Origin of the sequence: Kluyvera genomosp. 2 (assembly GCF_036759865.1) — a bacterium.
GTDB lineage: Bacteria > Pseudomonadota > Gammaproteobacteria > Enterobacterales > Enterobacteriaceae > Kluyvera > Kluyvera ascorbata_B.
Genome location: NZ_JAPKIA010000001.1, coordinates 302,103 through 324,702, shown reverse-complemented (window position 1 = coordinate 324,702; position 22,600 = coordinate 302,103). Strand labels below are relative to the sequence as shown.

Genomic DNA, 22,600 nt, shown 5'->3' with positions numbered 1-22,600 from the left:
CATGTCGACACTTTTCAGTTCATTACGGGTTGGCCCGCTAACGCTGGCTAACCGTATCGTGGTTCCGCCCATGTCGCAGTATTCCGCGCGGGCGGACGGCATCGCCACTCCGTGGCATGCTCAGCATATTGGCGGACTGGCCGTTTCCGGCGCGGGTATGGTGATTTGCGAGGCTAACGGCGTGACGGCCGATGGCCGCATTACCCCGCACTGTCTGGGGCTGTGGAATCACGATCAGGCGCAGGCGCTGCAAACGCTGCTGGCCGGTATTCGCACCTACAGTTCGACGCCGATTGGCGTGCAGCTTAACCATGCCGGGCGTAAAGCGGGCACCAACGCGCCGTGGCGAAGCCAGGGCGCATCGTTGAGCGATGAAGAGGGCGGTTGGCCGACGGTTGCGCCGTCGGCGATTGCCTATAAACCCGGCTGGCGCGTACCGCAGGTGCTGGACGAGACGGGTATGGCGCGCATTACCCAGGGCTTCGTCGATGCCGCCCGCCGGGCGCTGGACGCGGGAGTCGACTTTATTGAGCTGCATGCGGCCAACGGCTATCTGCTGAACCAGTTCCTCTCGCCGCTGAGCAACCGACGCGAAGATGACTACGGCGGCAGCCCGCAAAACCGTATGCGCTTTCCGCTGCAGGTGGCTCGCGCGCTGCGCGAGGTCTGGCCGAAAAACCGCGCTCTCGGCGTCCGCTTCAACGGCGGTGAATTTGCCGAAGGCGGTCTGTCGCTGGATGAAGCGGTGCTGTTTGCGCGTGAACTGCACGCGCTGGGCTATGATTATCTCCACGTTTCCGGCGGCTATAACATCTACAGTCAGACCCCGGCGGCCGACCAGCCGGGCTATATGGTGCCGTTCGCCGAAGCGGTGAAAAAGGCGCTGCCGCAAGCGGTAGTCATTACCGTTGGGCTGATTTATGAAGCGCAGCAGGCAGAGGCGATCGTCCGGGATCGGCGGGCGGACCTGGTGGCGATTGGCCGGGGGATGCTTGACGACCCGAACTGGCCTATTCATGCGGCGATAGCCCTTGGGGAAAACCCGCCGTGGCCAAAACCGTATGACCGCTTCGGGCCGCTGGGCTGGCCGACGCACCGTCCGCAGGAGGCCAGAGGATGAATCTGCCGCTTATCGATCACCGGATCTACACGATTCGTCCACGTAAAATGAATGACTTTATCGCGGTGTTTGACCGCCTGGCGATGCCGGTGCTGCGCGAAACGCTGGGGAATCCTTTGGGGTTTTACACCAGTTTTGTCGGGCCGCAGAACCAGTTCGTTCATCTGTGGGGCTATGAAAGCCTCGCGGAGTACGAGCGTCGTAGCCGTTTGCGCGACACGCATCCGGATTTTGCCGCCTACCTTAAAGCGTCGGAGCCGTATATTGTGGCGCAGGAGACGCGGCTGATTCGCGCCACGGCGATGCCGTCGGTAGCGGGGTAGTTTTGTGCGGCAATAACCCTCACCCCTTTGTGGAGAGGGCTAGGGTGAGGGGAAACCGCTCATCACACTCACGGAGGCACCATGAACCTGACCAACAGCATCCCGGTATTCAAGCTGTACGGCGAAAGCTGGCACTGGCCGACGCCGGATCTGCTGCACTGCGAATCGATTCAAAGCCGCAGTAGCCTCTATGACTGGAGCATTCGCGCCCATCAGCATAGCGATCTGGTGCAGATCCTCTTCGTGCAGCAGGGGCAGGGGGACATTGAAATTGAAGGTGAGCGTCGTGCGTTCTGCGGGGCCTGCGTGCAGATTATCCCCGCGCTCTGCGTGCACGGATTTCGCTTTTCACCGGGAACGCAGGGGTTTTCCCTGTCGCTTGCCGCCCCGCTGGTGGCGCAGCTTGAGCGGCAGTTTGGCCGTGCTTTACAGGTGCTGAATCAGGCCAGACGCGTAGCGGTCGGCGAGGCCGCTGACTATCTTCATACGCTGTTCCACACGTTACAGCAGGAGTATCAGTCCGATAGCGAGGCGCGCGATATGATGCTGCATTCGCAGCTTAGCGCACTGGTGGTGTGGCTGAACCGACGCGGTGCGACGCCGGTGGAAGTGAGCGATAAAGTAGAACGCAAACGGGCAACGATTCGCCGTTTTAATCACCTGGTGGAAAACCACTATCGCGAGCATCTGCCGCTGGCGCACTACGCGAGTCAAATTGGGATGTCCGGCGTGCATCTCAACACGCTGTGCCGCGAGTTCCATGGCTGCAGTGCGCTGAGCGTGCTGCACCACCGTTTGCTGCTGGAGGCGAAGCGCAGCTTGCTGTATACCAGCATGACCGTCAGCCAGATATCCGACTATCTCGGTTTCAGCGACGCCACCTATTTCTCTCGTTTTTTCCGCCGCAGCACCGGTTTTTCACCGCGCGATTTCCGCGATAGGCCATCCGATACCGGCGTTGAACCTGCCCGAACGACGTCGCCGGGCAGGTCTTTCGACTAGCGGGTGAAGCCCGGGCGCGGCAGCTTGCCCATCAACATGGTCGGCAGGCCGCCGTCGACGCCAATTTCCGCCCCGTTGATATAGCTGGATTTTTCACTGAGTAAAAACAGTACCGCGTTGGCGATATCTTCCGGCCTGCCGATGCGCTGGCTGGCGGTAAAGGCCTCGCGGCTCTCGCGCACGCCAGGCTGAGCGTAGTAGTCGGCAGTCAGCGCGGTTTCAATCATCCCCGGAGCCACCAGGTTACTGCGAATGCCATCCTGACCCCATTCCACGGCAATCTGCTGCGACAGCAGCCCGACGGCGGCTTTGCCGGGGCTATAGGCACCGCTCCACGGCTGCGGAATGCGCCCGGAAATCGAGCCGATATGGACGATGCTGCCGCGTTTGGCCGCGCGCATATCGTGGGCAAATTCGCGGGCGCACAGCAGATAGCCGGTGAGATTGACGTTGAGCTGCGTTTGCCATTGCTCAAGGCTGATGTCCGCTAGCCCCGCGGGGCGTAAAATACCGGCCGCATTGACCAGCCCGTCGCACGAGCCGAGCAGCGAACGCACGCTCAACGCCGCCTCTTTGACCTGCGCTTCGCAGCTGACGTCACAGGCCACCGCCACCCGTTTTCCCGGCAGGTGTTCAAGCTTCTGGCGTACCGCATCGCCGCGCTGCGGGTGACTGTCGAGCAGCGCAACGTTAGCGCCCTGCTGGGCCAGCGCCGTGGCGATGGCTTCGCCAATGCCGCTCGCCGCGCCGGTGACGGCAAATACCTGGCCGCGCAGGCCCAGCCAGTCCGGGGATGCTTGTAATTCTGTCATGGTTTTCTCCACGTTTTCATAGGGTACAGATGCCCTGACATTGTTTGGCGCACGGTGGGGAAAGGAAAGGCACGAACGAAAAGCAGATGGGGACTTTTGAATACGATTTCGCTAACCTGTGCGTTCATTCACCTTTGTCATGAGGCCCTGGATGGACCATCCTGCCGCGCAGCACATTCTCGGTCTTTATCAGCGTCACGCCGACGCCTTCGTGCGCTTACGTTCGCGCGCGCTGTTTGAAAAAAGCTGGCTGGATGCCTTCCTCGCTGCCGTTGGAAAAACGGGGCATATTCTGGATATCGGCTGCGGTACCGGCGAGCCTATCGCCGCCTATTTTATGGCTCAGGGGTACACGCTGACCGGCGTTGATGGCAGCGAGGCGATGCTGGCCTATGCCCGCGCGCAGTTTCCAACGCAGCGCTGGTGTCTACAGGACATGCGCGCTCTGGCGCTGGGGGAAACCTTCGATGGCCTGGTTGCCTGGGACAGTTTTTTCCATCTCTCGCAGGGCGATCAGCGGGCGATGTTTGCGGTTTTTGCCCGCCACAGCCATCCCGGGAGCGCATTGCTGTTTACCAGCGGCCCCGGTGACGGGATTGCCATGGGGGAGTTTGAAGGCGAGCCGCTGTTCCACGCCAGCCTGGCCCCCGAAGAATACCGCGCGCTGCTGGCAGAAAATGGTTTCACGGTGCTGGCGATGCGCGCGGAGGACCCGGAATGCACCGGACATACCGTGTGGCTGGCGAAGCGAGAATAGCGCGGCGTTGCCTGGTGTGTGGCACCTGCGGAAATAAAGGGCGGAAGTTTTGCATCCTCTGAAATAAAATAATTCACCATTCAGGAAAGTATATTTCCGCTTATTTTTTATAATATTGTGAAGTGTATTTAATTTCTAAAATTGCATTTTCATTTATGCATTTTTATTGCGCGAGAACAAAAAAAACGTATTCATTAGATCGGTATGGTAGCGCCTCAAATTGAGTCTGCTTACCTGTAAAATGATGAAAAACCTGCTGTTATTATTATCTCTTATTTTTGTTTCAACACCTGCTTCGGCCCTTAATTTTACCTCTACGGCGCTGCATCTTAATTGCCCATCGCGCGGGTTGGTTGAAATTACCCTGCATGTCTATGACCACGTATCCGAACTGTGGCAGGGGCATTATGAAGTGGGGTCCGGCCATCGTAAGCACGATGGCGTCGTGCTGGTGAGCTTTACGAACGGCGACAGGCTGGTTCACCGTAGCCGCACCGATGAATTTTTGTACCGCTACGCGGGGCAAAAAACATGGCAGCACTGCCGGAAGCTCTCCGAAGGCCCGCTGCATGTACAAACGCTGGCCTATCACCAGTAGGCATGATGTGCTTGCAGGTTCTCTTTCGCCCAGCGAATAAACGCTTTCTTGTCCAGCGCCTGGCTGAACAGCCAGCCCTGGCCGTACTGTACGCCGTGGGCTCGTAGCCATTCGCGCTGAGCAGGTGTTTCAATCCCTTCTGCCACCATTGTGAGGTTGAGCGATTTCGCCATTTCGATGATGTGGCCGATCACCCGATTATGTTCCAGCGCGTCGACGAAGAATTTGTCGATTTTCAGCGTGTCGACGTCCAGTTCCTGCAAATAGCTGAGGCTCGAATAGCCGACGCCAAAATCATCAATAGAGAGGGTGTGACCCATTTCCCGGTAGGTCTGAATCATCGGGCACGCGGTTTTGGGCATCACCATATCGCGCTCGGTGATTTCGATGGCAATCTGCTTGGGGGATACCCGCCAGCGCGCGAGCTGTTGCTTAATCAGCGCCGGTAGGGACGGCGAACTGAGATCGGCGGCGGAAATATTGATCGAAATATGCTGCTGCGGATGCGCCGCCAGCCAGTTGCCCAGATCGTCAAATACCGAGCGCACAATGTACTCGGTGAGCTGACTAATGACGCCGGTCTGTTCAGCGAGCGGGATGAATATATCCGGCGGCAGCCAGTTGCCGTCCGGCTGTTGCCAGCGCGCTAGCGCTTCTGCGCCAACGATACGCCCGCTGTTCAGGTCAACCACCGGCTGATAGTGGACGGAAATCTCTTGCGCACGGATGGCGTCGAGAATGCGGTAGTGTGATGAACGCAGGCGACGCAGGACCCGCAGCATCAGAAACGCCGCGATAACGCTCAGGAGAACGCCAAGCGGAACCCACACCATCAGTTGGTGACGCAGGCTGGACTCCATCGGCTGCTGGGAAGACCAGGTCAACAAAATTGCGCCTACCGTCGGCAGATGCTGCTGGCGGTACACCGTACCGTCTTTTTCTATCGTCGACTGAAAAACATGCAGATTATTGAGCCAGAAATCGGGCGCGATAGCGGCATTGCTGGCGATCACCCGATGCCCGTTTTCACTAATTAACGCAGCGTGAATGGGGTAGTTAGGGTGCGGCAACACGTCAATCAGTGAATCGGGATCGACGATAGCAACGTAGCGACCGTTGCTGACGGCCACCATTTTGTCATCGGTTTGCAGGTCGTGGCGCGAGGTCAGCCAGACGTGATAGCCCCCAGGCGCGGTGAATTCGGAGTCAGGCACCTTCTCTGCCAGCGTATTGCTCAGCAGGGCGCAGGGAGACGCAGCGTTCTCAAGGTAGAATACGCCCTGTACGTACTGATGAAGGTAGGAAACCTTCTGCAATTGACGCAGGTGCGCCAGGCTACAGAGTTCGCCTTGAAAACGATCGACTTCTTCCAGCGCGTCGCGGGTCTGCTGCCTCACGCGTTCGGAGCGAGCAATCACGCGTTCAGTATAGCTATCCAGCTCCTGATTAAAGAGTTCGTGGGCCTGACGGTGGGCTAGCCAGAGGCTGAGCGTAATGGGCAGGAAGATGAGGATAATCAGCACGCCCGTGATTATGCTCACCAGACGCTGCGTGGTCATCATGATTCCTTAGTGCTCGAGCGGGAGGTTAGTAAGCAAACGATTAGCGACGGATTATATCGTTGGTCAGACCCCGTAGACTATAACAATATAAAGATTGTACCTACTATTCTGTGACTTTCGGATTTTTGCTTGATACGAAATACCCCTTCAGAATTAACTGAAGGGGCGTCTTTTGCGTTTATGGCGCTATTTGTCCACCGTTAACGTCCAGGATCTGTCCGGTTATGTAGCCGCTACAGGCATGAGATGCGAAGAACAGGAACGCGGGCGCCACCTCCTCGGCGTAGCCGAAGCGGCCCATCGGAATACTGGCGGCAATTTTCGCCCGCAGCTCGTCGCTTTTGCCGTCGTGAAAGGCGGTATCGATAGTCCCCGGTGAAACGATATTGAAGCGGATACCGTCGGCGGTGAACTCTTTCACCCAGTTGCGGTGAATATCGTGGAGCCATGCTTTTGATGCGGCATAAATCCCCGCGCCAACGCCGCCGCCCTCGCGTCCGGCGATGGAGCCCGTGCTGATAACACAGCTGGTTTCTCCGCGGGCTTTTGCCGATGCGCGCAGATGTGGAATGGCGAATTTTGTCATCATCAGCGCCGAGCGGGCGTTGAGGTCCATCACCCGATCGTAGAACGCATCGTCAATGGCTTCCAGATTGGCGCGTCCCCCCAGGCCGCCGGCGTTGTTGATCAATATGTCCAGGCCGCCGAAGCGGGCAACAAATGCATCAACCAGATGCGCACAGTCGTTCGAGCGGGTGATGTCGGCCTGGAAAAACTCCACCTCACCGCTGTACTGACGTAGTTTGTCCAGGGTTTGTTGCAGCTCCGGCGGTGCCGTATGGCTGTTGATGCCGACTTTAGCCCCCTGGCGAACGAACGCCAGCGCTGCGGCCAGCCCCATACCTGCGCTAGACCCGGTAATTAATACGCGCTTATTTTTCAGGTCGGTAAACATAGTTGCTCCCTTGTGTTGAAGAATCAGAAGAGGCGCTGCGCCACAGTACGTAGCCGAAGAGCATGATGGCGGTTGCGCTAAGCAGGAACAGCAGGCGTCCCCACAATGGATTTGGAATCAGGATCATCAGCAGCATACAGAGACCCATGGCGAGCGAAATTTTGCCGATTTTGCTACGTTGCAGCCGGTCGAAACCGTCCTGCTCGTGGTCGGCATACACCGGTGTTTCCATATTGCTGAAGAAGGTGGCGAGTACCGAAGCGCGTGCTTTGCCCGGCTCGCGGTAGAACAGCGTCGACAGGCAGAAGAAGCCGCCGGTGAACACCAGGTGACAAAAAATATTCCAGACGGCGGACAGGTCTTTGAGTTCACGGTTAGTCAGCGTCAGGCCCAGCGTATCGGTGACGTCTTTCACCGTGATCCAGTGGGTGATGACGTAAGAGACGATCAGACCAAATACCACCGTGCCCCACGCCGACCAGTCCGGCGTTTTACGGATAAACATCCCGAAGAACAGCGGTACGATAATCGGCGCGGAGGCCAGCGTTCCCACCTGAATCATCAGATCGAACAGGCTTAGCTCTTGCAGTGACTGCATATACTGTGCGACCAGAATCACCAGCACGCCGTTGACGATGCAGGCGGTTTGCCCCACGCGCAGCAGGTAGCGCTCGCTTTTCGCTTCATGACGATTCACCACCGGCGTCCAGAAGCTGCGCACAAAGATCCCCGAGTTGCGGTTGAGCGCGGTATCCATTGATGACATGGTGGCCGCAAACAGGCCGGCCATCAGCAGCCCGACGGTTCCTTCCGGCATGGCGCGTTCAGCAAACACCAGGTAGGCCGCATCGGTGGCGTTTTTTCCTAGTTCAGGGTGCGATTGGGCCATATCCGGATAGAGAATGGCGGTCGCCCATGGCGGAATGAACCAAATCAGGGTGCCGAATAGCATCAGGAACAGGGCAAACAGCGCGGCTTTCTTGGCGTTGGCGCTGTCCTTAGCGTTCAGGTAACGATAGGAATCCTGCAGGTTATTAAAGCTTTGCAACTGCTTCACAAAGAAGAAGGCGAAGCAGACTATCAGGATCAAGATATAGTGCGGGCCGGTGTCCGGGCCGGTAAAGAAGCCGGACGGAAATTCATTGACCATGTTGACCGGTCCGCCCACTTTAAACAGCGCCACCGCCGCACAGACCACCGAAATAATGGCGACGATCAGCGTTTGTACGAAATCGCTCGCCACGACGCCCCATGAGCCGCTCAGTAGTGAAATGAGCAGCACCACCAGCCCGGTGATCCACAGGGTTAACGTTAAGTCATACTTAAAGACCGCGCTGGCGAACACCGCCAGGCTGTTAAGCCACACGCCCGCGTTCAGGATGCTGAGCGGAATCAGAATCCAGGTGAAGAACTGCTCGTTTTTCGGCCCAAAACGCTGGCTGATAGCCTGCGTCGGTGTATCGACGCGCAGTTGACGAAAGCGGGTAGCGAACCACCACCAGCCGACGATGTAGCCAATAATATTCCCCGCAAAGACGCCTATGGCCGTAAAGCCGTAGCGATAGGCCTGACCGGCGGCACCGGTGAAGGTCCATGCGCTGAACTGCGCCATGAACGCCGTTGCGCCCACCATCCACCACAGCATCCTGCCGCCACCGCGGAAGTAGTGGCTTGCCGAACCGGTTCCCATCTTCTTAAACGCGTAGCTGATAGCAATCATCAGTACGAAGTACACGACCATCACAATAATGTTGATATCCATTATGTCCACACTCGCTTGTTGTATCAGGAGATGAGGTATTATTTGTCATTTAGTATGACTAATAAAATTGCGGTATACCGTTTTGCGAGCGGGTTCAATTTTTGGCGTTTAAAAGGGAGTTACTTGTGATCTGTGTTGAATAATTAAACAATGTGGCGTGAAAATAATCCGTATTAGTATGACTAAATGTCTTAATTGAGTGAGCTATCGATGGTTAAATGTACGGAAAAACCCGATAAAATTGCGCTGGATGCGCTAATTGGCGCCCGCCGCTATGTTACACTGAGGCATCATTCTTGTTCAGGTATGACAAAAGCATGAACTTCACGACGATTACGACGACACAGCGTGGCCTGGACGGCCTGATTGCCAGCGACATTGCCCGCAAGATTTTTTCCGGGCAATTGCAGCCCGGCAGCGTATTACCGACAGAAGTAGAGCTGTGTGAACAGCTGGGCGTTAGCCGTACGGCGCTGCGTGAGGCCCTGAAGCTGGTATCGTCCAAAGGACTGCTGGAGTCTCGCCCGAAAACCGGCACCCGCGTTCGTGCTCGCACCGACTGGAATATTCTCGACGTACAGCTGTTAGAATGGCTGAGCGGTATGGAAGGCACGCTGGAAATGTACCAGCAGTTTCTGGAGTTCCGGCGAGTGATTGAACCGCATGCTACGCGTCTGGCGGCCATTAACGCTACCCGGGAGCAGTGTATTGCCCTGTCCCAGACGTGGGAAGAGATGTGTCGAATCGCGCAACACTTTGATGCCGAACAGTGGGTGGATGCCGATACGCGCTTTCATCGCATCATCTTTATGTCTTCCGGCAACTGCTTCTATCAGCCGTTTGGTAACGTGCTGACGACGGTGTTCAAATGGTTTATCAGCCACTCTTCAAAAGAGGGCGGTATGTGCCTCGACGACCACGAACGTATCTATAAAGCGATCATGGCCGGCGATGCGGAGGCGGCGTTCCAGGCGTCCCTCGGGATGATGGACGCCAGCAAGCACCGCCTGTAATCATGCGATGCTGAATCCGCCGCGCCCGCGGCGGTTATCCACCTCTACCCGGCAAGTCTCGCCATGATGGAAAGCAATCAGGATGACGGTCCGCGTCGGCGTATGTTCCTCAATGATGACCTCCCGCACGTTGCCCCGCGCCTGACGCGAGACTTCCCGTGATTCGTCGAACTCGCCGTGGCACTCCAGCACGTTGGCAAACAGCGTGTTTTGTGCGTGGGTGCGCAGCAGCCAGGCCGGTTCTTCTCGCAGATTGAACGCCGGATCGCTGGCGCCGCTGCGGGCGACGATCAGTTCGCCGGGCTGCTGCATCGCGCTGGTCAGCGTGTAGAAGCTGTCGGCGCAAAGCCAGCTTAGCTGGGCACCGAGTGAGGCAGGCACCTCGGCGCTGGCACAGCGCCAAAGGTACTCATAGCCTTGCGATACGCCAAGCGGCGAGCGGGTAGGTTCCGTCGTCAGCGCCCGGTTACAATGGATAATTTGCCCCAGAGTGTGCAGGCAATAGTCATACTGATGGCGGCTGTCGCTATAGAGCGCAAACAGATCGACCAGCAGCGGGCGCTCGCACTGCGGCAGCGACAGCAGTAGCACCGTGCGTTGTTGGTTGACTCCCGGCCAGTAGTCGTCGGCAAAGGCGCTCATGCCCTGATACTGGCTGCTGCCGAGAAAGAAATGGGTATGGCCAAAATGCGCCGCCGCCCGCTCTTTGTCGCCCAGGTTCTGACAGCCTTCATCCACCACCACGGTGTTATGCGCTACGGTTTTTTTGGCATAGCCGTTGTTTTCTGGGACGTAGCGGCCACCAAATTTGGGCTCGACGTTGACCCAGCGGGCGAAGCCGTAGTCCTGAAGAATTTCGCGTCCACGGGTAAAGTAGCTCAGGTGCAGGCCGTCAAAATGGCCGTGGTTCAGGGCGCTGTGCATACCGGCAATATTGCCGTGCCCGCCCCACCACAACAGCGCCATGCTTTCTGACTGCCCGGCGGGCTGAGCGCGCAGAATTCCGCCCGCCCCGCGCTCGCCTTCCACGCCGTCGCGCACCAGCTGTGAGCCGCGAAGGGGGGCAGGGGACGGCGTTTGCGCGTCTTCACTGAGCAACAGCGCGCCCCGACACGGCCAGCAGGCCTGCTGATAGCGCGCGATAGCCGATAGCTGTGGCGATGCGCCGTAGTGCTGACGGCATAGGCTGACCGCCATCAGCGCGCCTTCATCGCGAAGATTCATGGTTTTTGAGGCATCGTTCAGTGCAGGCAGGGTTCCGTCCGGGAAGGCCATATCGAACAGGGTCATGCAGGCTCGGTGGATTAAACGATCGCGGTAGGACCAGATTTCCCGTTCCGGCTGGCAGCGTTCGAGCGCCGTCGCGAACAGCAGCATCGGGCGCAGAGCGAATCGTTGGTAATAGAGGCCTTCGATATAATAGCCGTCGAGGGAGAACAGCTGATTGAGCTGGGCGTAGAAGCCGCCGCTAACGTCATCGTACCGTTTGCCGTGCAGGGCGATCTCCACCCACTCCGGGCGATCGGTCGCCAGGCCGCATACGGCAATGGCGGCCACCGACCACATTCCGTGGTTATGGACGATATCGAAGGTGCTATGGTGGACGGTGATGGCCTCATGCGCCATCAGACACAGTAAATTCTCTTCAATGTGCGCACGATCGTGGGCGCTGGCTGAGCCTTTCACACAGGCCCATGCCGCGGCGGCGTAGAGCAAAAACATATCTTCATTGAGCGTCTGATGGAACAGTTTGCCCGGCGGGTTGCTGTCGCGGCTGGTGGCGCTGCCAAGCGTCGGGTAGACATCGGCATAACCGCGCAGCAGCGCGAGCAGCGCATCACGATAGCGAATGTCGCCGCTCAGCAGCCAGTGCAGGCCGGCGAGATCCATCATTTGATAGTTGTCTTTATGCTGAGCATGTTCCGGGCCGCCGCCTTCGCCGTGGCCGGGGATCCACTGCGGGCGCGCTAGCCACGTTTCCAGCTTCTGGCGTTGTTCACGCAGCGTGATGCCGGGCTGCGTATCGCGCGTGAAGTGCTGCTGCAGCGCGGTGATATCAGGGGGTGAGAGGAATAAGGAGCGGTCGAGCGTCATCAAGCATCTCCGTTTATGTTTATTAGTATGACTATTTGATGGAGAAAATAACGCCTTCAGCCGATTTTTAGCCAGAAAAAAGGTCATAAGATGTTTATCAGGTCACAAAATAAACATAATTTGTCATACTATATGAAGACGCGGGTCATCGAGGTTTTCGCCGCTTGAACGAGGGCAGGGCGTGGAATCCATTGACTCACCCGCGCCGTTGCGGTGCGGGTGAGGTTTGAAGGGCGCGTGTGACCTTAGTGACTTTCGGCCGATGTGTTGATGATGCGATTTTTTCCGTTACGCTTGGCTTCGTACAGCCGTTTGTCCGCCAGGGCCAGCGCTTCTTCGATACTCATTGTGCCCTTGGCCGTGAGACCGGCGCTGAACGTTACGTGCAAATTCGCCTCGCGGAACCGCCGCTGATCGCAGGTTTCTCGCCAGCGTTCGAGATAGACCCGTGCGTCTTCCTGGCTCACGTTCTGGAATAACACCGCAATTTCCTCACCGCCGTAGCGGTAGAGCGTAATGTTATCCAGCCCGCGCAGGCGCAGCCCAATGTCGGAGACGGTTTTCAGCACCATATCGCCGGTGGCATGGCCGTAGGTATCGTTAATCGACTTAAAGTTATCAATATCAATCATCGCCAGGCACAAATCGTCGGCGTGCTGCATGAACTCAAGATCGTTATCAAACGCGCGGCGGTTTTTCAGCTCGGTCAAGCCGTCGGTCAGCGCCTCATTTTTGATATTTTCCTGCTGCACCGAGGTGTTGTGGATCTCTTCATACAGCATTTCTTCCGCCGCTTTTTGTTCAATCGCGCCGTTACGGATACCGTTAGCGATACGAATATACAGCGCGTTCAGGGCGATTCGGACCATCCACCAGCAGATGAACAGCGCCAGCAGGCCAAACAGCAGGCAGTAAAGCACGTTGTCGCTGCGGTCAAAGACATGGGATGTTAAGTCGCTGTCGCGTACCTCGTGCACCAGGTACCAGCCGGTATCGCCTATCGCGCTGGTGAAATACCATTTACCGGTTTCGGGCAGAGAGAAGAAAGGGGAAGATTTATGCAGCTTCACCGAGACTTCCGCCAGCACGGCGGGGCTAATTGCGCCTCGATCGCTTGCAATCTGTTGCCCTTCACCGTCCATGATCCACTTTTGTCCGGGCAGGGGCGGCACGGCGGCGTTCAGAATATCCGCAGTGGACGCGCGATTCAGGCGCACCGCCAGTACGCCAATTTTCTCACCATCATCGTTGTCGACCAACGATTTTGAGATAGTGAGCGTGCGGCTGCCGTTATCAAAAATGTCGCTGCTGCTGGTGTAATGCGCGCTGTCAAAGTCATCGCGCATGGCGACGGTGTACCAAATCTTGTTGCGTGGGTCGGCCTGACGCGTGGTTTCATCGTCCAGATCGACATTGGGCAGACGGATAAAGCGACCGTCGCTGCTGGCATAAATCAGCGAACGCGCGTCGGGCATAGCGTTGAAACGCTCAAACAGCCAGTGGCGAAGGTTTTCGCCGTCGCGGATTTTACCCTGAGTGTTGGCGGCCAGCTGCTTGATGGTTTCGTCCAGCATGCTTTCGTAGCCAGAAAGATATTTGGCGGTATAGGCCGACAGATTTTGGACGTAGCGTAAATTCTGCCGTTGGTAGGTACTTTTGGCATCTTGCCATTGCAGCGCCAGCACTGCCGTGCAGACTAAGGTAAATACGATAGCCGTTATCAGGAAGCAGATATTTAAAGGGCGACGAAAATTCAGGTTCCTAATCAAAGCTTTCTCCAGAAGCAAAAATCAACAGGTCCATTCGTACCAGAGCAATGTTTTCATTGTGCTATTGCAGCGTTTTACAAAAAGGAAACACTATGTTCCCTATTTTGCCATATTCATCCATTGAACAAGGTAGGCTGCTATTTATTAAAGGAGGCGCATGTTACAACCTGTAAATATCATTGTCAAAGACGATTAAATTGATTCATATCGATCGTTCAAACCGATCGTAACTATCATTAATGAAACGCCAGGGCAGAACGATCGATAACCTATTATTGATTGGTGAAAACGATCTTAATATATAAAAACTTTCCGTGTAAAATCCTTTTAGAACAATTTGTTACTATTAATTCTGTGCGATAGTTTCAGCCTTTATTATTCTGCTTTAAAGCAATAAAAAATAAATTATTTTTAATCAATAAAGGTGTTGCGCATGTATGTTTCTGAAAGTTACATATTAGCGGAAAATATTAGGCATTAAGGAATAAAGAATTCCATATTAAAGGAAGTATAGCTTCCCTTTTTGCATGAATATAATAATTCAGGGGCGTTTTCTAACCGGATTTTGTTAACGCTGATAAAGGGGAGAAATATCATGAAGAGGGATGCCATTTCATCTGAATGGCGAATCAGGGATGGGCTGAGGGGAATCGCTGGCATCTTCCCCGAGGGGGAAGATGCCGTCGGGCGTTACATGCCGGAGAAAACGTTCATGATGATGCCGCCGCTGATAATCAACAGCATAGCAAAGATAGCGGGCAGATCCGGCTTCTGTTTGTAGAGGATCATGGAGCAGATCGTGACGCCGACGATGCCAAAGCCGCACCACAGTGAATAGGCCACGCCGACCGGAATGGTGCTCATCGCGCGGGTGAGCGCGAAGTAGCAAAGCGCGTACGCGCAGACCACCAGTACCGATGGCGCCAGTTTACTAAAGCCGTGGGTTTTTTTGATCATTGACGTGCCGGTGATTTCGGAGCCGATAGACAGCGCCAGCCATAAAAATCCGAGATTAAACATGAGCGATTCCTTTTGCGTTAGTTAGCGATATTGTTATCGAGTTTGGCGACCGGGGTAGGCGGCGTCTCTTCTGTGTCTTCGTGGCCCATTTTCGAGAACAGGTTCATGATGACAATACCGCTGGCGATAATCGCCATGCCGATGATGGCGGCGGTGTCCGGGTGCTGGCCGTAGAAGGCCATGCCCAGCGTCGAGACCACCAGAATACCGGTGCCCGACCAGGTGGCGTAGGCTAGCCCAACCGGAATATCTTTCACCGCGCGGGACAGCGAGTAGTAGCACACGCAGTACAGCACAACGATCAGCGCCAGCAGCAGGGTTTTGGTCATCCCTTCGCTGGAATCAAACATTTTAAGCGTTGAGGTGGCCGAGGTTTCTGAGACGATAACCAGCAGCATCCATAGCCAGCATTTTGTTTTCGAAGACATATCTACACTCCAGGGTGTGTTATCGAGGTAAGGTTATTTTTCTCTGTGTTTTTAAAAAATCGACGGCGGCATCGGTTAATACCGCGTCGGGTGAATCGGCCAACGCCGGATTATTGACGATATCTGTGACAGTCAGATAACGCCGTGTGCCGTCGGTGACGGTGGGCGCCTTTGCGCCCGCTTCTAGCCGCGCCAGCAGATCGTTCAGCGATCCGAGCATGATGCCGCATTCGGCCAGACGGGTAAGGGTCGTACCAAGATGGGCCGCATAGGCGCTGTCCGCTTCGCCGCGCAGGGCGTTGAGCTCACTGTGCGGATCGCAAAGGTAGCGCAGCGCCAGCACCGGAATACCGGCGCATAGCGCATCGTGTACCCTCTGCGCTACCGGGCTGTGCAGCGTGCCGTTCAGCAGATCCATCGCCAGCGGATAATCAAGAAACGGCAGCAGCAGCGCTTTGTAAGGGGCCGGCGGCAGCGCGCGTTGCCAGCTTTCCGCAGGCAGCGTTTCGCCGAGCGACGCCCAGCGTTCGCTATCGGGCAGCATGCCCTCTAGCGCCAGATGCAGCCGCTCGCCGCAGCGCGCCAGACGCTGGCAAATCTCGTGGCGATAGCCCTCTGCGGCGGTCACCATTACCAGCACCGGCGGCTGCAAGCGCTGGAGAATGTGCGCCACCAGGCGGTCAATCTGTTGCTCGGTCATGATGGCCTCCGTTAACGCACCAGCGTCACCTGCGCGCCGTTTTTCAGCCCGGCGGCGTTGGCTTCTTCGGTGTCGATGTGAAACTCAAGGGCGAAATCATCGCGCACCCGCACCACCACTTCGTCGAAGGTGAGCTGGCGTTCACCGCCGCTGCGTACGCTGACCTTTTGCCCATTGCTGACGTTCAGCGCCCGAGCATCCTGCGGCGACATATGAATATGACGCCAGGCGCAAATCACCTGCGAATGAAGTTCAACGTGGCCTTTCGGCCCCACCAGCAGCGCGCTGCCCGCGTTCTCCAATTGACCGGATTCGCGGACCGGCGCCTTAATACCCAGCGCGAAGCAGTCGGCGCGCGACACTTCCAGCTGAGTGATGGGGCGGGTAGGGCCGAGGACGCGCACGTTGGTCAGCGAGCCTTTCGGGCCGACGATGGTCACGCACTCTTCGGCGGCAAACTGCCCCGGCTGGCGCAGCGGCTTAAGCGGCGTCAGCGTATAGCCTTTGCCGAAAAGCGCTTCGACGTCCGGCTGCGACAGATGCACGTGACGGTTAGAGATGCCCACCGGAATGGCGGGCGCAGTGTGGGCCAGCCGGGCGGTGATTTTTTCCTGTAGCAGGGCGTCAATCATGCCTTTTTCCCTTTCTTATGCACGGCGTTTTTCTCATCAACAATCGGAGAGAGAGGTGTCGGCTCTACGGCAGGAATCTGAGGCTCAACGGCAGGTTCAGCGTGAACCTTTTCCTGCGCTTTAGCACGCGGCGGATGGCCTTTCAGGCTGCTGAGCGCTTCCACCACGCAGCGTTCCGGGCGGGCAATCACCAGTGATTTCACCTGCGAGTCGACGGTTTTTGCTACCGCGACGCCGCGCTCGATGGCGGTATGAATGGCGCTGATCTCGCCTTCAAAACAGACGCTCACCAGCCCGGAACCGACCTTGCGATAGCCAATGCAGGCCACGCCCGCGGCTTTACAGGCGGCGTCGACGGCCTGAACGGCGGCGACCAGTCCACGTGTTTCAATGACGCCTAAACTTTTCATTATCGGCTCCTTTAATGACGAACTAAGCGAATATCAAAATCAAACTGTGCGAAAAACGCCTCCAGCTTGTTCAGCTCTTCCACGCTGTAGGTGGGATCGTTGAGGATCGGGTAGGGCATCTCCAGACGATCGTACTTTTTGCGCCCCAACTGGTGGTACGGCAGCATGTCGATGCGGCGGATATTGCCGCGCTTCGCCAGCTTCTGGACGTAGTCAATCGCCCCCGTAATGGCTTCCCATGAGTCGTTGTAGCCGCGCACCAGCGGCATCCGCACAATGACGTTAGCGCCAGAGTCCACCAGCCACTCCAGGTTGCGGCGCACCCCTTCGTTACCGATGCCAAACAGCGTTTTATGGTGATCGCTGTCGATCTGTTTAATGTCGAACAAGAAGGTATCGGTCACCGGTGCCAGCTTCTGGTAGTTGGCCAGCGGCGTGGTGCCCTGGGTCTCAACGGCGGTGTTGATCATCATCTTCTTGCATTCGCTGAACAGGGCGACGGCAAAATCGGTTTGCAGGCTCATCTCGCCGCCGCCAATGGTGACGCCGCCGCCGGAGGAGACATAGAAGTCATAGTCCTGCATGATGATGTCCATCAGCTCGCTGACGGTGACGTCTTTGCCGAGAATATCCAGCGCGTGCTGGGTGCAAATCTCTTCGCATTTACGGCAGCCAATGCAGTCTTTATTGCGGTTGACGAAGTGCTTCATTTCGCCGTTTTCTTCCGCGCGGTAGTGAATGCCCGCCGGGCAGACGTTAACGCAGTCGCCGCAGTTGATGCACTTCTCCTGCGAAAACATCACCTGAAACTGGCTGCTTAAGCCTTCCGGGTTAGCGCACCACGGGCAGCGAATATTGCAGCCTTTGAAAAACACCAGCGTGCGAATGCCGTCGCCGTCGTAGATCGAGTACTTCTGGATATTGAAAATGCGCCCGGTTAATTCTTGTGTATTGCCAATCACGCTTGCCTCCTGAAAACTGCGGACGTCCTTGTCCGATTACTGTCCGTGTTATCAGAACTTCTCGATCACCGTACGGCTGATGATCTCGTCCTGAACTTCCTTGCATAGTTCCACGAAGTAGGCGCTGTAGCCCGCCACGCGGACGATCAGGTCGCGGTATTTCTCCGGCTCCTGCTGGGCTTTTTTCAGCACTTCGTTGTCGACGTAGCTGAACTGCATCTGGCCGTTGCCGAGAATGGAGGCGGTACGCAGCAGCGTAATCAGGCCGTGGCGGCCTTCCGGGGTATCCAGCAGCCCTTTGAGGAACTTGAAGTTGTGCACCATGCCGATGTTCATAGTTTCCACGTTCATCTTGCTGACGGATTTAATGATGGCGGTGGGGCCATTTTTATCCGCGCCCTGGGTCGGGCTGATACCGTCGGAGAGCGGCATCCACGCCAGGCGGCCGTTCGGCGTGGCGTTGGTCAGCTCGCCGATTGGCGTGTTGTTGGAAATCGACAGCGTGCCGTGGCTCAGGGTGGAGTAGAGCATCTGGTATTTGCGGCACTCGCGCTCGGTCCACTCGGTGATGTCCAGCGCATACTGGTCAACATAGTTGTCGTCGTTGCCGTACTTCGGTGCGTTCAGACAGTCGCGGCGCAGCGCTTCAAAGCCTTCGAAGTTGGCCAGCAGCGCATCGCGAACCTGCTCGAGGGTGTATTTCTTATCCTCAAACACCAGCTTGCGAATTGCCGCCATCGAGTCGACGTAGGTCGCCAGGCCAGAGAAAATCAGCCCCGGGCCGTGGTTGACCATCGCGCCACCGGCGGCAACGTCTTTACCTTTCTCCATGCAGCCTTCGACCAGCAGCGACATCAGCGGTTTCGGGGCCACGTCGCGGTGTACGCGCTGGCTGATTACCGTGCCGATAGCGGACAGGCGCACGATATGGGCAATCTGCTGTTTGACCGCGGCATCGAACTGCTCGAAGGTGCTAAAGTCGCGCAGGTCGCCGGTGTCCAGCCCCTGGTAGCTGTCAAACAGCACCATGCGACCACGGTTGAGTACAAACTCGATAGCGATCGGCCACTGGGTGTAACCGGTAGAGGTCCACTGGTAGATACGGCCGGATTTCTGCGGCTCAACGCAGCCCATCAGGCAGTAGTCGCGGGCGTCTTCGAAATCGAAGCCTTTGCGCAGCATCATCTTGATGTGGGAATCATCAAAGTGGCAGGCCGGGAAGCCCATGCCCGCTTTGACCACGTCAACGATTTTTTCCATGTACTTCTGCGGCGACTGGTTGTGAATACGGCAGGCCAGCGACGGCTGGTAAACCTTCACAAAGCGCACGGCGTCCATGATCAGATAGGTCAGGTCGTTACAGGCATCGCCGCCGGAACGCTTCTGGCCACCGACGGTCAGGTTGATAAATGGTTGATAACCGGCGAAATATTTAGCCCCCAGCTCGCTGGACATCCACATCAGCTCGGCACATTTGATGATAAACGCCTGCATCATTTCCAGCGCGCTCTCATGGGTCAGGCGGCCTTCGCGGATATCAGCTTCAAACATCGGGTAGCAGTACTGGTCCACGCGGCCCAGCGACAGGCCGGTCTGGTTCTCTTCAATTTCAAACAGCGATTCCACCGTCCAGATGCTTTGCAGCGCTTCCTGCAAGGTTTTCGGCGGGTTGGCCGGCACGTTCTGGTTCACGTCGGCGATGGTCAGCAGCTCGACGCGGCGCTGGGCGTTCTGCTCAACGGCCGCCAGTTCGCGGGCGCGGGCAGCGATGCGGTGCGAATAGTTAATCACCCCTTCGCAGGTTTCAATCGCCGCTTTGTAGTAGTAAATGCGGTCGATATCGTCCGGGTTTTCCATGCTCAGGCTGGCGAGGTGCGCTTCGGCATCGGCCTTGATGCCGTTCATGCCTTTGGTGAACAGCAGCACGTCGTAGCCCGGGCAGGTGTCGCCGCCGCCGTTGATCTGGTGGTAGGAGAGGTCGCTGACGAAGGTTTCGCCGCTGAACGCCCACACGCCCGCTTCGCGGTACTGCGCTTCGCAGATTTCATCCAGAGAACGGCCTTCCCAGAACGGCACGATCTCTTCGCGGATGGTTTTTTTATCTTCTTCGCTGATTTCGAACGGATCCTGCGGACGGGTGCTCATGGTGTCGAGCTCGTCGCGCACCCAGCGCCAGGCGATATCCGGCGAGAAGGCCCCGGCGCGCGGCTTACCGCACGGATGGCCGACGATCAGCTCGTCGTCCTGAATCAGAATCGGCGCGGTTTCGCAGGCGTGGCGGAAGGCTTTGGCACGCAGCAGAATGGTCGGCATGCCCGGATTGGCTTTGACCACTTCGGTGAAGGCCAGCGCGCGGTAGATAGAGACGCTCGGGCGCACGGTCAGGTAGTGGTTACGCAGGCGCTGCATGCGCGGCGTCAGCCCTTCCACGGTAGCGGTTTCACTGACCTGCGCGAACGGCGCGGCAGACACCTGCTGTGCGCCGCTGAACAGACGCACCGGCAGATTCAGGGCGCTGAGGTTTTGCTGCGCGCTGAGGAACATCTCTGAGAGCGCGTTAATACACGCGTTCTCAAGGCTCGCACCGTGCAGCAGGGCGTCGAACATCGGGTAGCCGTCGATTGCACAAGCGGCGCGGACTTCGCTTAATTCCGCCAGCTTAAACCACAGGCATTCAACGATTTCATACGCCTGTGCGTCGGTTAACGTGCCGTTGGCAACATCATGCTGGTAGTACGGCAGCAGCGCTTTATCGGCACCTTCCGGGTTGACGGCGTAGCTACCGTTGTCGAGCTGAAGCGCCAGCTGGAACAGGTAGAACGCCTGGCAGGCTTCTTTAAAGCTGCGCGCCGGGTGCGCCGGAACGTGGTGCAGAATGGCGGCGCTGTCTAACAGCTCCGCTTTGCGATAGGCGTTGGTTTCGGCAGCGGCAAGCGTTTCGGCGCTGTTGGCCAGGTTCTGCGCCAGCGCCATCAGCGCGTCGCAGGCGTAAATGGCGGCGCGGCAGCCGTTGACTTCGTCCATGCCGCTGCGGCTGACGGCGCTGCCCAGCGCGCGGGTTTTCTCTTCCAGCTGCTGTTTAATCGCCAGCACGCCTTTTTCGACCACCAGTTTGTAATCCGGGGAGTCGAGGTTGCTGTTCAGATTGAGGAACTGGAAGGCGGACGGGCGATGCGCGGCGCTGTCATCGTGGAAAATTGCCCCGTGCGGTTTGCGGGTCTGGTTGCCGACGATCAGTTCGTCGGCGCTGATGGTCAGCGGCAGCTGGCGCATCAGTTCATAGAAACGGCGCGCCGGTTTTACGGCGGCAGGAACGCCGGCGATATCGCTATCGAGCGCGTTCAGCACGGCGGCGTGCTCGGTGCACAGGGTGCTTTTTTGCGAAAGTAAACGTTCTGCCAACACTTTGACGCGCGGCGTTAAGCTGTAGAGTGCCATGTCGTATTCTCCAGATGTTCTTATTGGGTGCCCGTATTGTGCCGGGTGGCGCTTCGCTTACCCGGCCTACCAGGACGTTACCCGTTGGCTCGTGCAAGCGGCGCGCCGCTCCATGCCTGGCGATAAAGTTCGGTTAATGCCTGCGCGTCCGGCGTGCGCGGGTTGGTCGGGGTGCAGCTGTCGCGCAATGCCTGCCCGACCATTTCCGGCAATCGGCGCTCGAAATCGGCGGCATCGACGGCGGTGGCGCCAATGCCAGCGGGCATTTGCATCTCTTCTTTCAGCGTCTCAATGGCGACCAGCAGGCTGGCCACCCCTTCACGCACGGTGTGCGCCGGGAGATCCAGCAGATGCGCCAGACGGGCATATTTGCGAGCAGCGTCGGTGTCGCACTGGCCGTTAACATCGGCGTTCCAGGCCACTACCGATGCCATCAGCAGCGCGTTGGCGCGGCCGTGCGGCACGCGGAACACGCCGCCCAGCGCGTGTGCCAGGCTGTGGGTGACGCCGAGTGATGCGTTGGTAAACGCCATCCCCGCCATGCAGGAGGCGTTGTGCATTTTCTCGCGCGCCAGCAGGTCGCCGCCGTTGCGCCAGCAGGTGGGCAGATAGCGGAAGACCTGCTGCACCACTTTCTCGGCCAGCGCGTCGGAAAAGTCGCTGGCGGCGGTGGAGACGTAGGCCTCCAGCGCGTGGCACAGTACGTCCATTCCGGTGTCGGCGGTAATCGCCGGCGGCACGGAGGCCACCAGCGTCGGGTCCAGAATGGCGATATCCGGCAGCAGCGACGGGTCAACCAGCACCAGCTTTTCAGCGTGGGCTTTGACTACCGAGAAGCTGGTGACTTCCGAACCGGTGCCGCTGGTGGTGGGGATGGCCACAAACTGCGGGCGCTGGCGTGCAGCGTCCGGGCGGGTTTGCGCCAGGGTGAAAATAACCGCTTTGGCGGCATCAATCACCGAGCCGCCGCCGAGCGCGACCACCAGATCCGGCGCGCAGCTGTCCATCTGCTTCATACCGCGCACGACCGTGGCGATATCCGGGTCGGCCACCACGTCGTCCCAGATCTGCACGTCAACGCCGCGCGCGCGCAGAATCGTCGTCACGCGGTCGGCGAGGCCAAACTTGACCATCGCCTGGTCGGTGACCAGCAGGGCACGCTGGGCGTTCACTTCGGTCAGGACCGCAAGCGCGTCCTGGCCGAAGCAGATCCGGGGTTTCAGTAAAAATTCACTCATTGGGT

The 22,600-nt window shown here is 57.6% G+C and carries 20 protein-coding genes; 6 read left to right on the top strand and 14 right to left on the bottom strand.

From position 1 onward, the window contains the following. The first annotated feature begins 1 nt into the window (after position 1). The 3 genes from V6942_RS01615 (at position 2) to V6942_RS01605 (ending at position 2,445) form a co-directional block, all read left to right on the top strand. Complete coding sequence (locus V6942_RS01615; RefSeq protein WP_333500733.1) at positions 2–1,120, top strand: NADH:flavin oxidoreductase/NADH oxidase; 1,119 nt, start codon at positions 2–4, stop codon at positions 1,118–1,120. Continuing rightward, complete coding sequence (locus tag V6942_RS01610; RefSeq protein ID WP_182929137.1) at positions 1,117–1,443, top strand: NIPSNAP family protein; 327 nt, start codon at positions 1,117–1,119, stop codon at positions 1,441–1,443. The genes V6942_RS01615 and V6942_RS01610 overlap by 4 nt, the downstream gene beginning before the upstream one ends. Before the next feature lie 81 nt (positions 1,444–1,524). Then, positions 1,525–2,445, top strand: coding sequence for a helix-turn-helix domain-containing protein (locus V6942_RS01605; protein WP_106926136.1), 921 nt, complete (start codon positions 1,525–1,527; stop codon positions 2,443–2,445). Here the strand turns inward: V6942_RS01605 and V6942_RS01600 are convergent. Beyond that, the gene (locus V6942_RS01600) at positions 2,442–3,257 is read right to left on the bottom strand and encodes an SDR family NAD(P)-dependent oxidoreductase (RefSeq protein WP_106926138.1); all 816 of its coding nucleotides are present in this window, start codon (positions 3,255–3,257) and stop codon (positions 2,442–2,444) included. The two genes, V6942_RS01605 and V6942_RS01600, sit on opposite strands and share 4 nt — an antisense overlap. A 151-nt stretch (positions 3,258–3,408) precedes the next feature. Between V6942_RS01600 and V6942_RS01595 the strand changes: the two genes are divergently transcribed. After that, a complete protein-coding gene (locus tag V6942_RS01595) occupies positions 3,409–4,014 on the top strand; it encodes a class I SAM-dependent DNA methyltransferase (protein ID WP_182929135.1) in 606 nt (201 codons plus the stop codon). Between the two features lie 244 nt (positions 4,015–4,258). Continuing rightward, positions 4,259–4,612, top strand: a complete 354-nt coding sequence (locus V6942_RS01590) for a hypothetical protein (RefSeq protein WP_182929134.1) — start codon at positions 4,259–4,261, stop codon at positions 4,610–4,612. Here the strand turns inward: V6942_RS01590 and V6942_RS01585 are convergent. The 3 genes from V6942_RS01585 to V6942_RS01575 form a co-directional block, all read right to left on the bottom strand. Continuing rightward, complete coding sequence (locus V6942_RS01585; RefSeq protein WP_182930653.1) at positions 4,603–6,171, bottom strand: EAL domain-containing protein; 1,569 nt, start codon at positions 6,169–6,171, stop codon at positions 4,603–4,605. The genes V6942_RS01590 and V6942_RS01585 overlap by 10 nt on opposite strands. A 181-nt stretch (positions 6,172–6,352) precedes the next feature. Continuing rightward, a complete protein-coding gene (locus V6942_RS01580) occupies positions 6,353–7,129 on the bottom strand; it encodes an SDR family NAD(P)-dependent oxidoreductase (protein ID WP_106926144.1) in 777 nt (258 codons plus the stop codon). Beyond that, positions 7,107–8,891, bottom strand: a complete 1,785-nt coding sequence (locus V6942_RS01575; protein WP_182929133.1) for a sodium:solute symporter family transporter — start codon at positions 8,889–8,891, stop codon at positions 7,107–7,109. The genes V6942_RS01580 and V6942_RS01575 overlap by 23 nt, the downstream gene beginning before the upstream one ends. A gap of 317 nt (positions 8,892–9,208) precedes the next feature. Here V6942_RS01575 and V6942_RS01570 point away from each other — a divergent pair, with 317 nt between their 5' ends. Beyond that, on the top strand, positions 9,209–9,904 hold the full coding sequence (locus V6942_RS01570) for a FadR/GntR family transcriptional regulator (RefSeq protein WP_106926148.1): 696 nt from the start codon (positions 9,209–9,211) through the stop codon (positions 9,902–9,904). Here the strand turns inward: V6942_RS01570 and V6942_RS01565 are convergent, their stop codons facing one another. The 10 genes from V6942_RS01565 to V6942_RS01520 all read right to left on the bottom strand — a co-directional run bounded on the left by V6942_RS01565 (position 9,905) and on the right by V6942_RS01520 (position 22,595). After that, complete coding sequence (locus tag V6942_RS01565) at positions 9,905–11,998, bottom strand: heparinase II/III domain-containing protein (protein ID WP_333500732.1); 2,094 nt, start codon at positions 11,996–11,998, stop codon at positions 9,905–9,907. A 245-nt stretch (positions 11,999–12,243) separates the two neighbouring features. Beyond that, positions 12,244–13,767: a sensor domain-containing diguanylate cyclase gene (locus tag V6942_RS01560; protein WP_182929131.1), complete on the bottom strand. Its 1,524-nt coding sequence runs from the start codon at positions 13,765–13,767 to the stop codon at positions 12,244–12,246. A gap of 690 nt (positions 13,768–14,457) precedes the next feature. Continuing rightward, positions 14,458–14,787 (bottom strand): DMT family transporter, encoded by a 330-nt coding sequence (locus V6942_RS01555; protein WP_106926154.1) that lies wholly within the window; start codon positions 14,785–14,787, stop codon positions 14,458–14,460. Between the two features lie 17 nt (positions 14,788–14,804). After that, positions 14,805–15,215, bottom strand: a complete 411-nt coding sequence (locus tag V6942_RS01550) for a DMT family transporter (protein ID WP_106926156.1) — start codon at positions 15,213–15,215, stop codon at positions 14,805–14,807. A 19-nt stretch (positions 15,216–15,234) separates the two neighbouring features. Next, positions 15,235–15,915 carry a hypothetical protein gene (locus tag V6942_RS01545; protein ID WP_182929130.1) on the bottom strand — a complete coding sequence of 227 codons (681 nt, stop codon included), beginning with the start codon at positions 15,913–15,915 and terminating at the stop codon, positions 15,235–15,237. An 11-nt stretch (positions 15,916–15,926) separates the two neighbouring features. Beyond that, positions 15,927–16,547 (bottom strand): phosphate propanoyltransferase, encoded by a 621-nt coding sequence (locus V6942_RS01540; protein WP_106926160.1) that lies wholly within the window; start codon positions 16,545–16,547, stop codon positions 15,927–15,929. Further along, positions 16,544–16,957, bottom strand: coding sequence for a BMC domain-containing protein (locus tag V6942_RS01535; protein ID WP_182929128.1), 414 nt, complete (start codon positions 16,955–16,957; stop codon positions 16,544–16,546). Before V6942_RS01535 ends, V6942_RS01540 begins: the two co-directional genes overlap by 4 nt. Before the next feature lie 11 nt (positions 16,958–16,968). After that, positions 16,969–17,916, bottom strand: a complete 948-nt coding sequence (gene cutD, locus V6942_RS01530; protein WP_182930652.1) for a choline TMA-lyase-activating enzyme — start codon at positions 17,914–17,916, stop codon at positions 16,969–16,971. A gap of 54 nt (positions 17,917–17,970) precedes the next feature. After that, entirely contained in the window at positions 17,971–21,357 is a 3,387-nt protein-coding gene (cutC, locus tag V6942_RS01525) for a choline trimethylamine-lyase (RefSeq protein ID WP_333500731.1), read from the bottom strand. Between the two features lie 77 nt (positions 21,358–21,434). Then, the gene (locus V6942_RS01520) at positions 21,435–22,595 is read right to left on the bottom strand and encodes a 1-propanol dehydrogenase PduQ (protein ID WP_106926166.1); all 1,161 of its coding nucleotides are present in this window, start codon (positions 22,593–22,595) and stop codon (positions 21,435–21,437) included. Between the last annotated feature and the right edge of the window lie 5 nt (positions 22,596–22,600).

Bases quoted from the DNA above. Each gene is read 5' to 3' on its own strand.
- V6942_RS01520 (WP_106926166.1), bottom strand. From the start codon at position 22,595: ATGAGTGAATTTTTACTGAAACCCCGGATCTGCTTCGGCCAGGACGCG.
- V6942_RS01575 (WP_182929133.1), bottom strand. From the start codon at position 8,891: ATGGATATCAACATTATTGTGATGGTCGTGTACTTCGTACTGATGATT.
- V6942_RS01570 (WP_106926148.1), top strand. From the start codon at position 9,209: ATGAACTTCACGACGATTACGACGACACAGCGTGGCCTGGACGGCCTG.
- V6942_RS01540 (WP_106926160.1), bottom strand. From the start codon at position 16,547: ATGATTGACGCCCTGCTACAGGAAAAAATCACCGCCCGGCTGGCCCAC.
- V6942_RS01565 (WP_333500732.1), bottom strand. From the start codon at position 11,998: ATGACGCTCGACCGCTCCTTATTCCTCTCACCCCCTGATATCACCGCG.
- V6942_RS01605 (WP_106926136.1), top strand. From the start codon at position 1,525: ATGAACCTGACCAACAGCATCCCGGTATTCAAGCTGTACGGCGAAAGC.
- V6942_RS01585 (WP_182930653.1), bottom strand. From the start codon at position 6,171: ATGACCACGCAGCGTCTGGTGAGCATAATCACGGGCGTGCTGATTATC.
- V6942_RS01615 (WP_333500733.1), top strand. From the start codon at position 2: ATGTCGACACTTTTCAGTTCATTACGGGTTGGCCCGCTAACGCTGGCT.
- V6942_RS01535 (WP_182929128.1), bottom strand. From the start codon at position 16,957: ATGAAAAGTTTAGGCGTCATTGAAACACGTGGACTGGTCGCCGCCGTT.
- cutC (WP_333500731.1), bottom strand. From the start codon at position 21,357: ATGGCACTCTACAGCTTAACGCCGCGCGTCAAAGTGTTGGCAGAACGT.
- V6942_RS01555 (WP_106926154.1), bottom strand. From the start codon at position 14,787: ATGTTTAATCTCGGATTTTTATGGCTGGCGCTGTCTATCGGCTCCGAA.
- V6942_RS01590 (WP_182929134.1), top strand. From the start codon at position 4,259: ATGAAAAACCTGCTGTTATTATTATCTCTTATTTTTGTTTCAACACCT.
- V6942_RS01545 (WP_182929130.1), bottom strand. From the start codon at position 15,915: ATGACCGAGCAACAGATTGACCGCCTGGTGGCGCACATTCTCCAGCGC.
- V6942_RS01550 (WP_106926156.1), bottom strand. From the start codon at position 15,215: ATGTCTTCGAAAACAAAATGCTGGCTATGGATGCTGCTGGTTATCGTC.
- V6942_RS01600 (WP_106926138.1), bottom strand. From the start codon at position 3,257: ATGACAGAATTACAAGCATCCCCGGACTGGCTGGGCCTGCGCGGCCAG.
- V6942_RS01610 (WP_182929137.1), top strand. From the start codon at position 1,117: ATGAATCTGCCGCTTATCGATCACCGGATCTACACGATTCGTCCACGT.
- V6942_RS01580 (WP_106926144.1), bottom strand. From the start codon at position 7,129: ATGTTTACCGACCTGAAAAATAAGCGCGTATTAATTACCGGGTCTAGC.
- V6942_RS01595 (WP_182929135.1), top strand. From the start codon at position 3,409: ATGGACCATCCTGCCGCGCAGCACATTCTCGGTCTTTATCAGCGTCAC.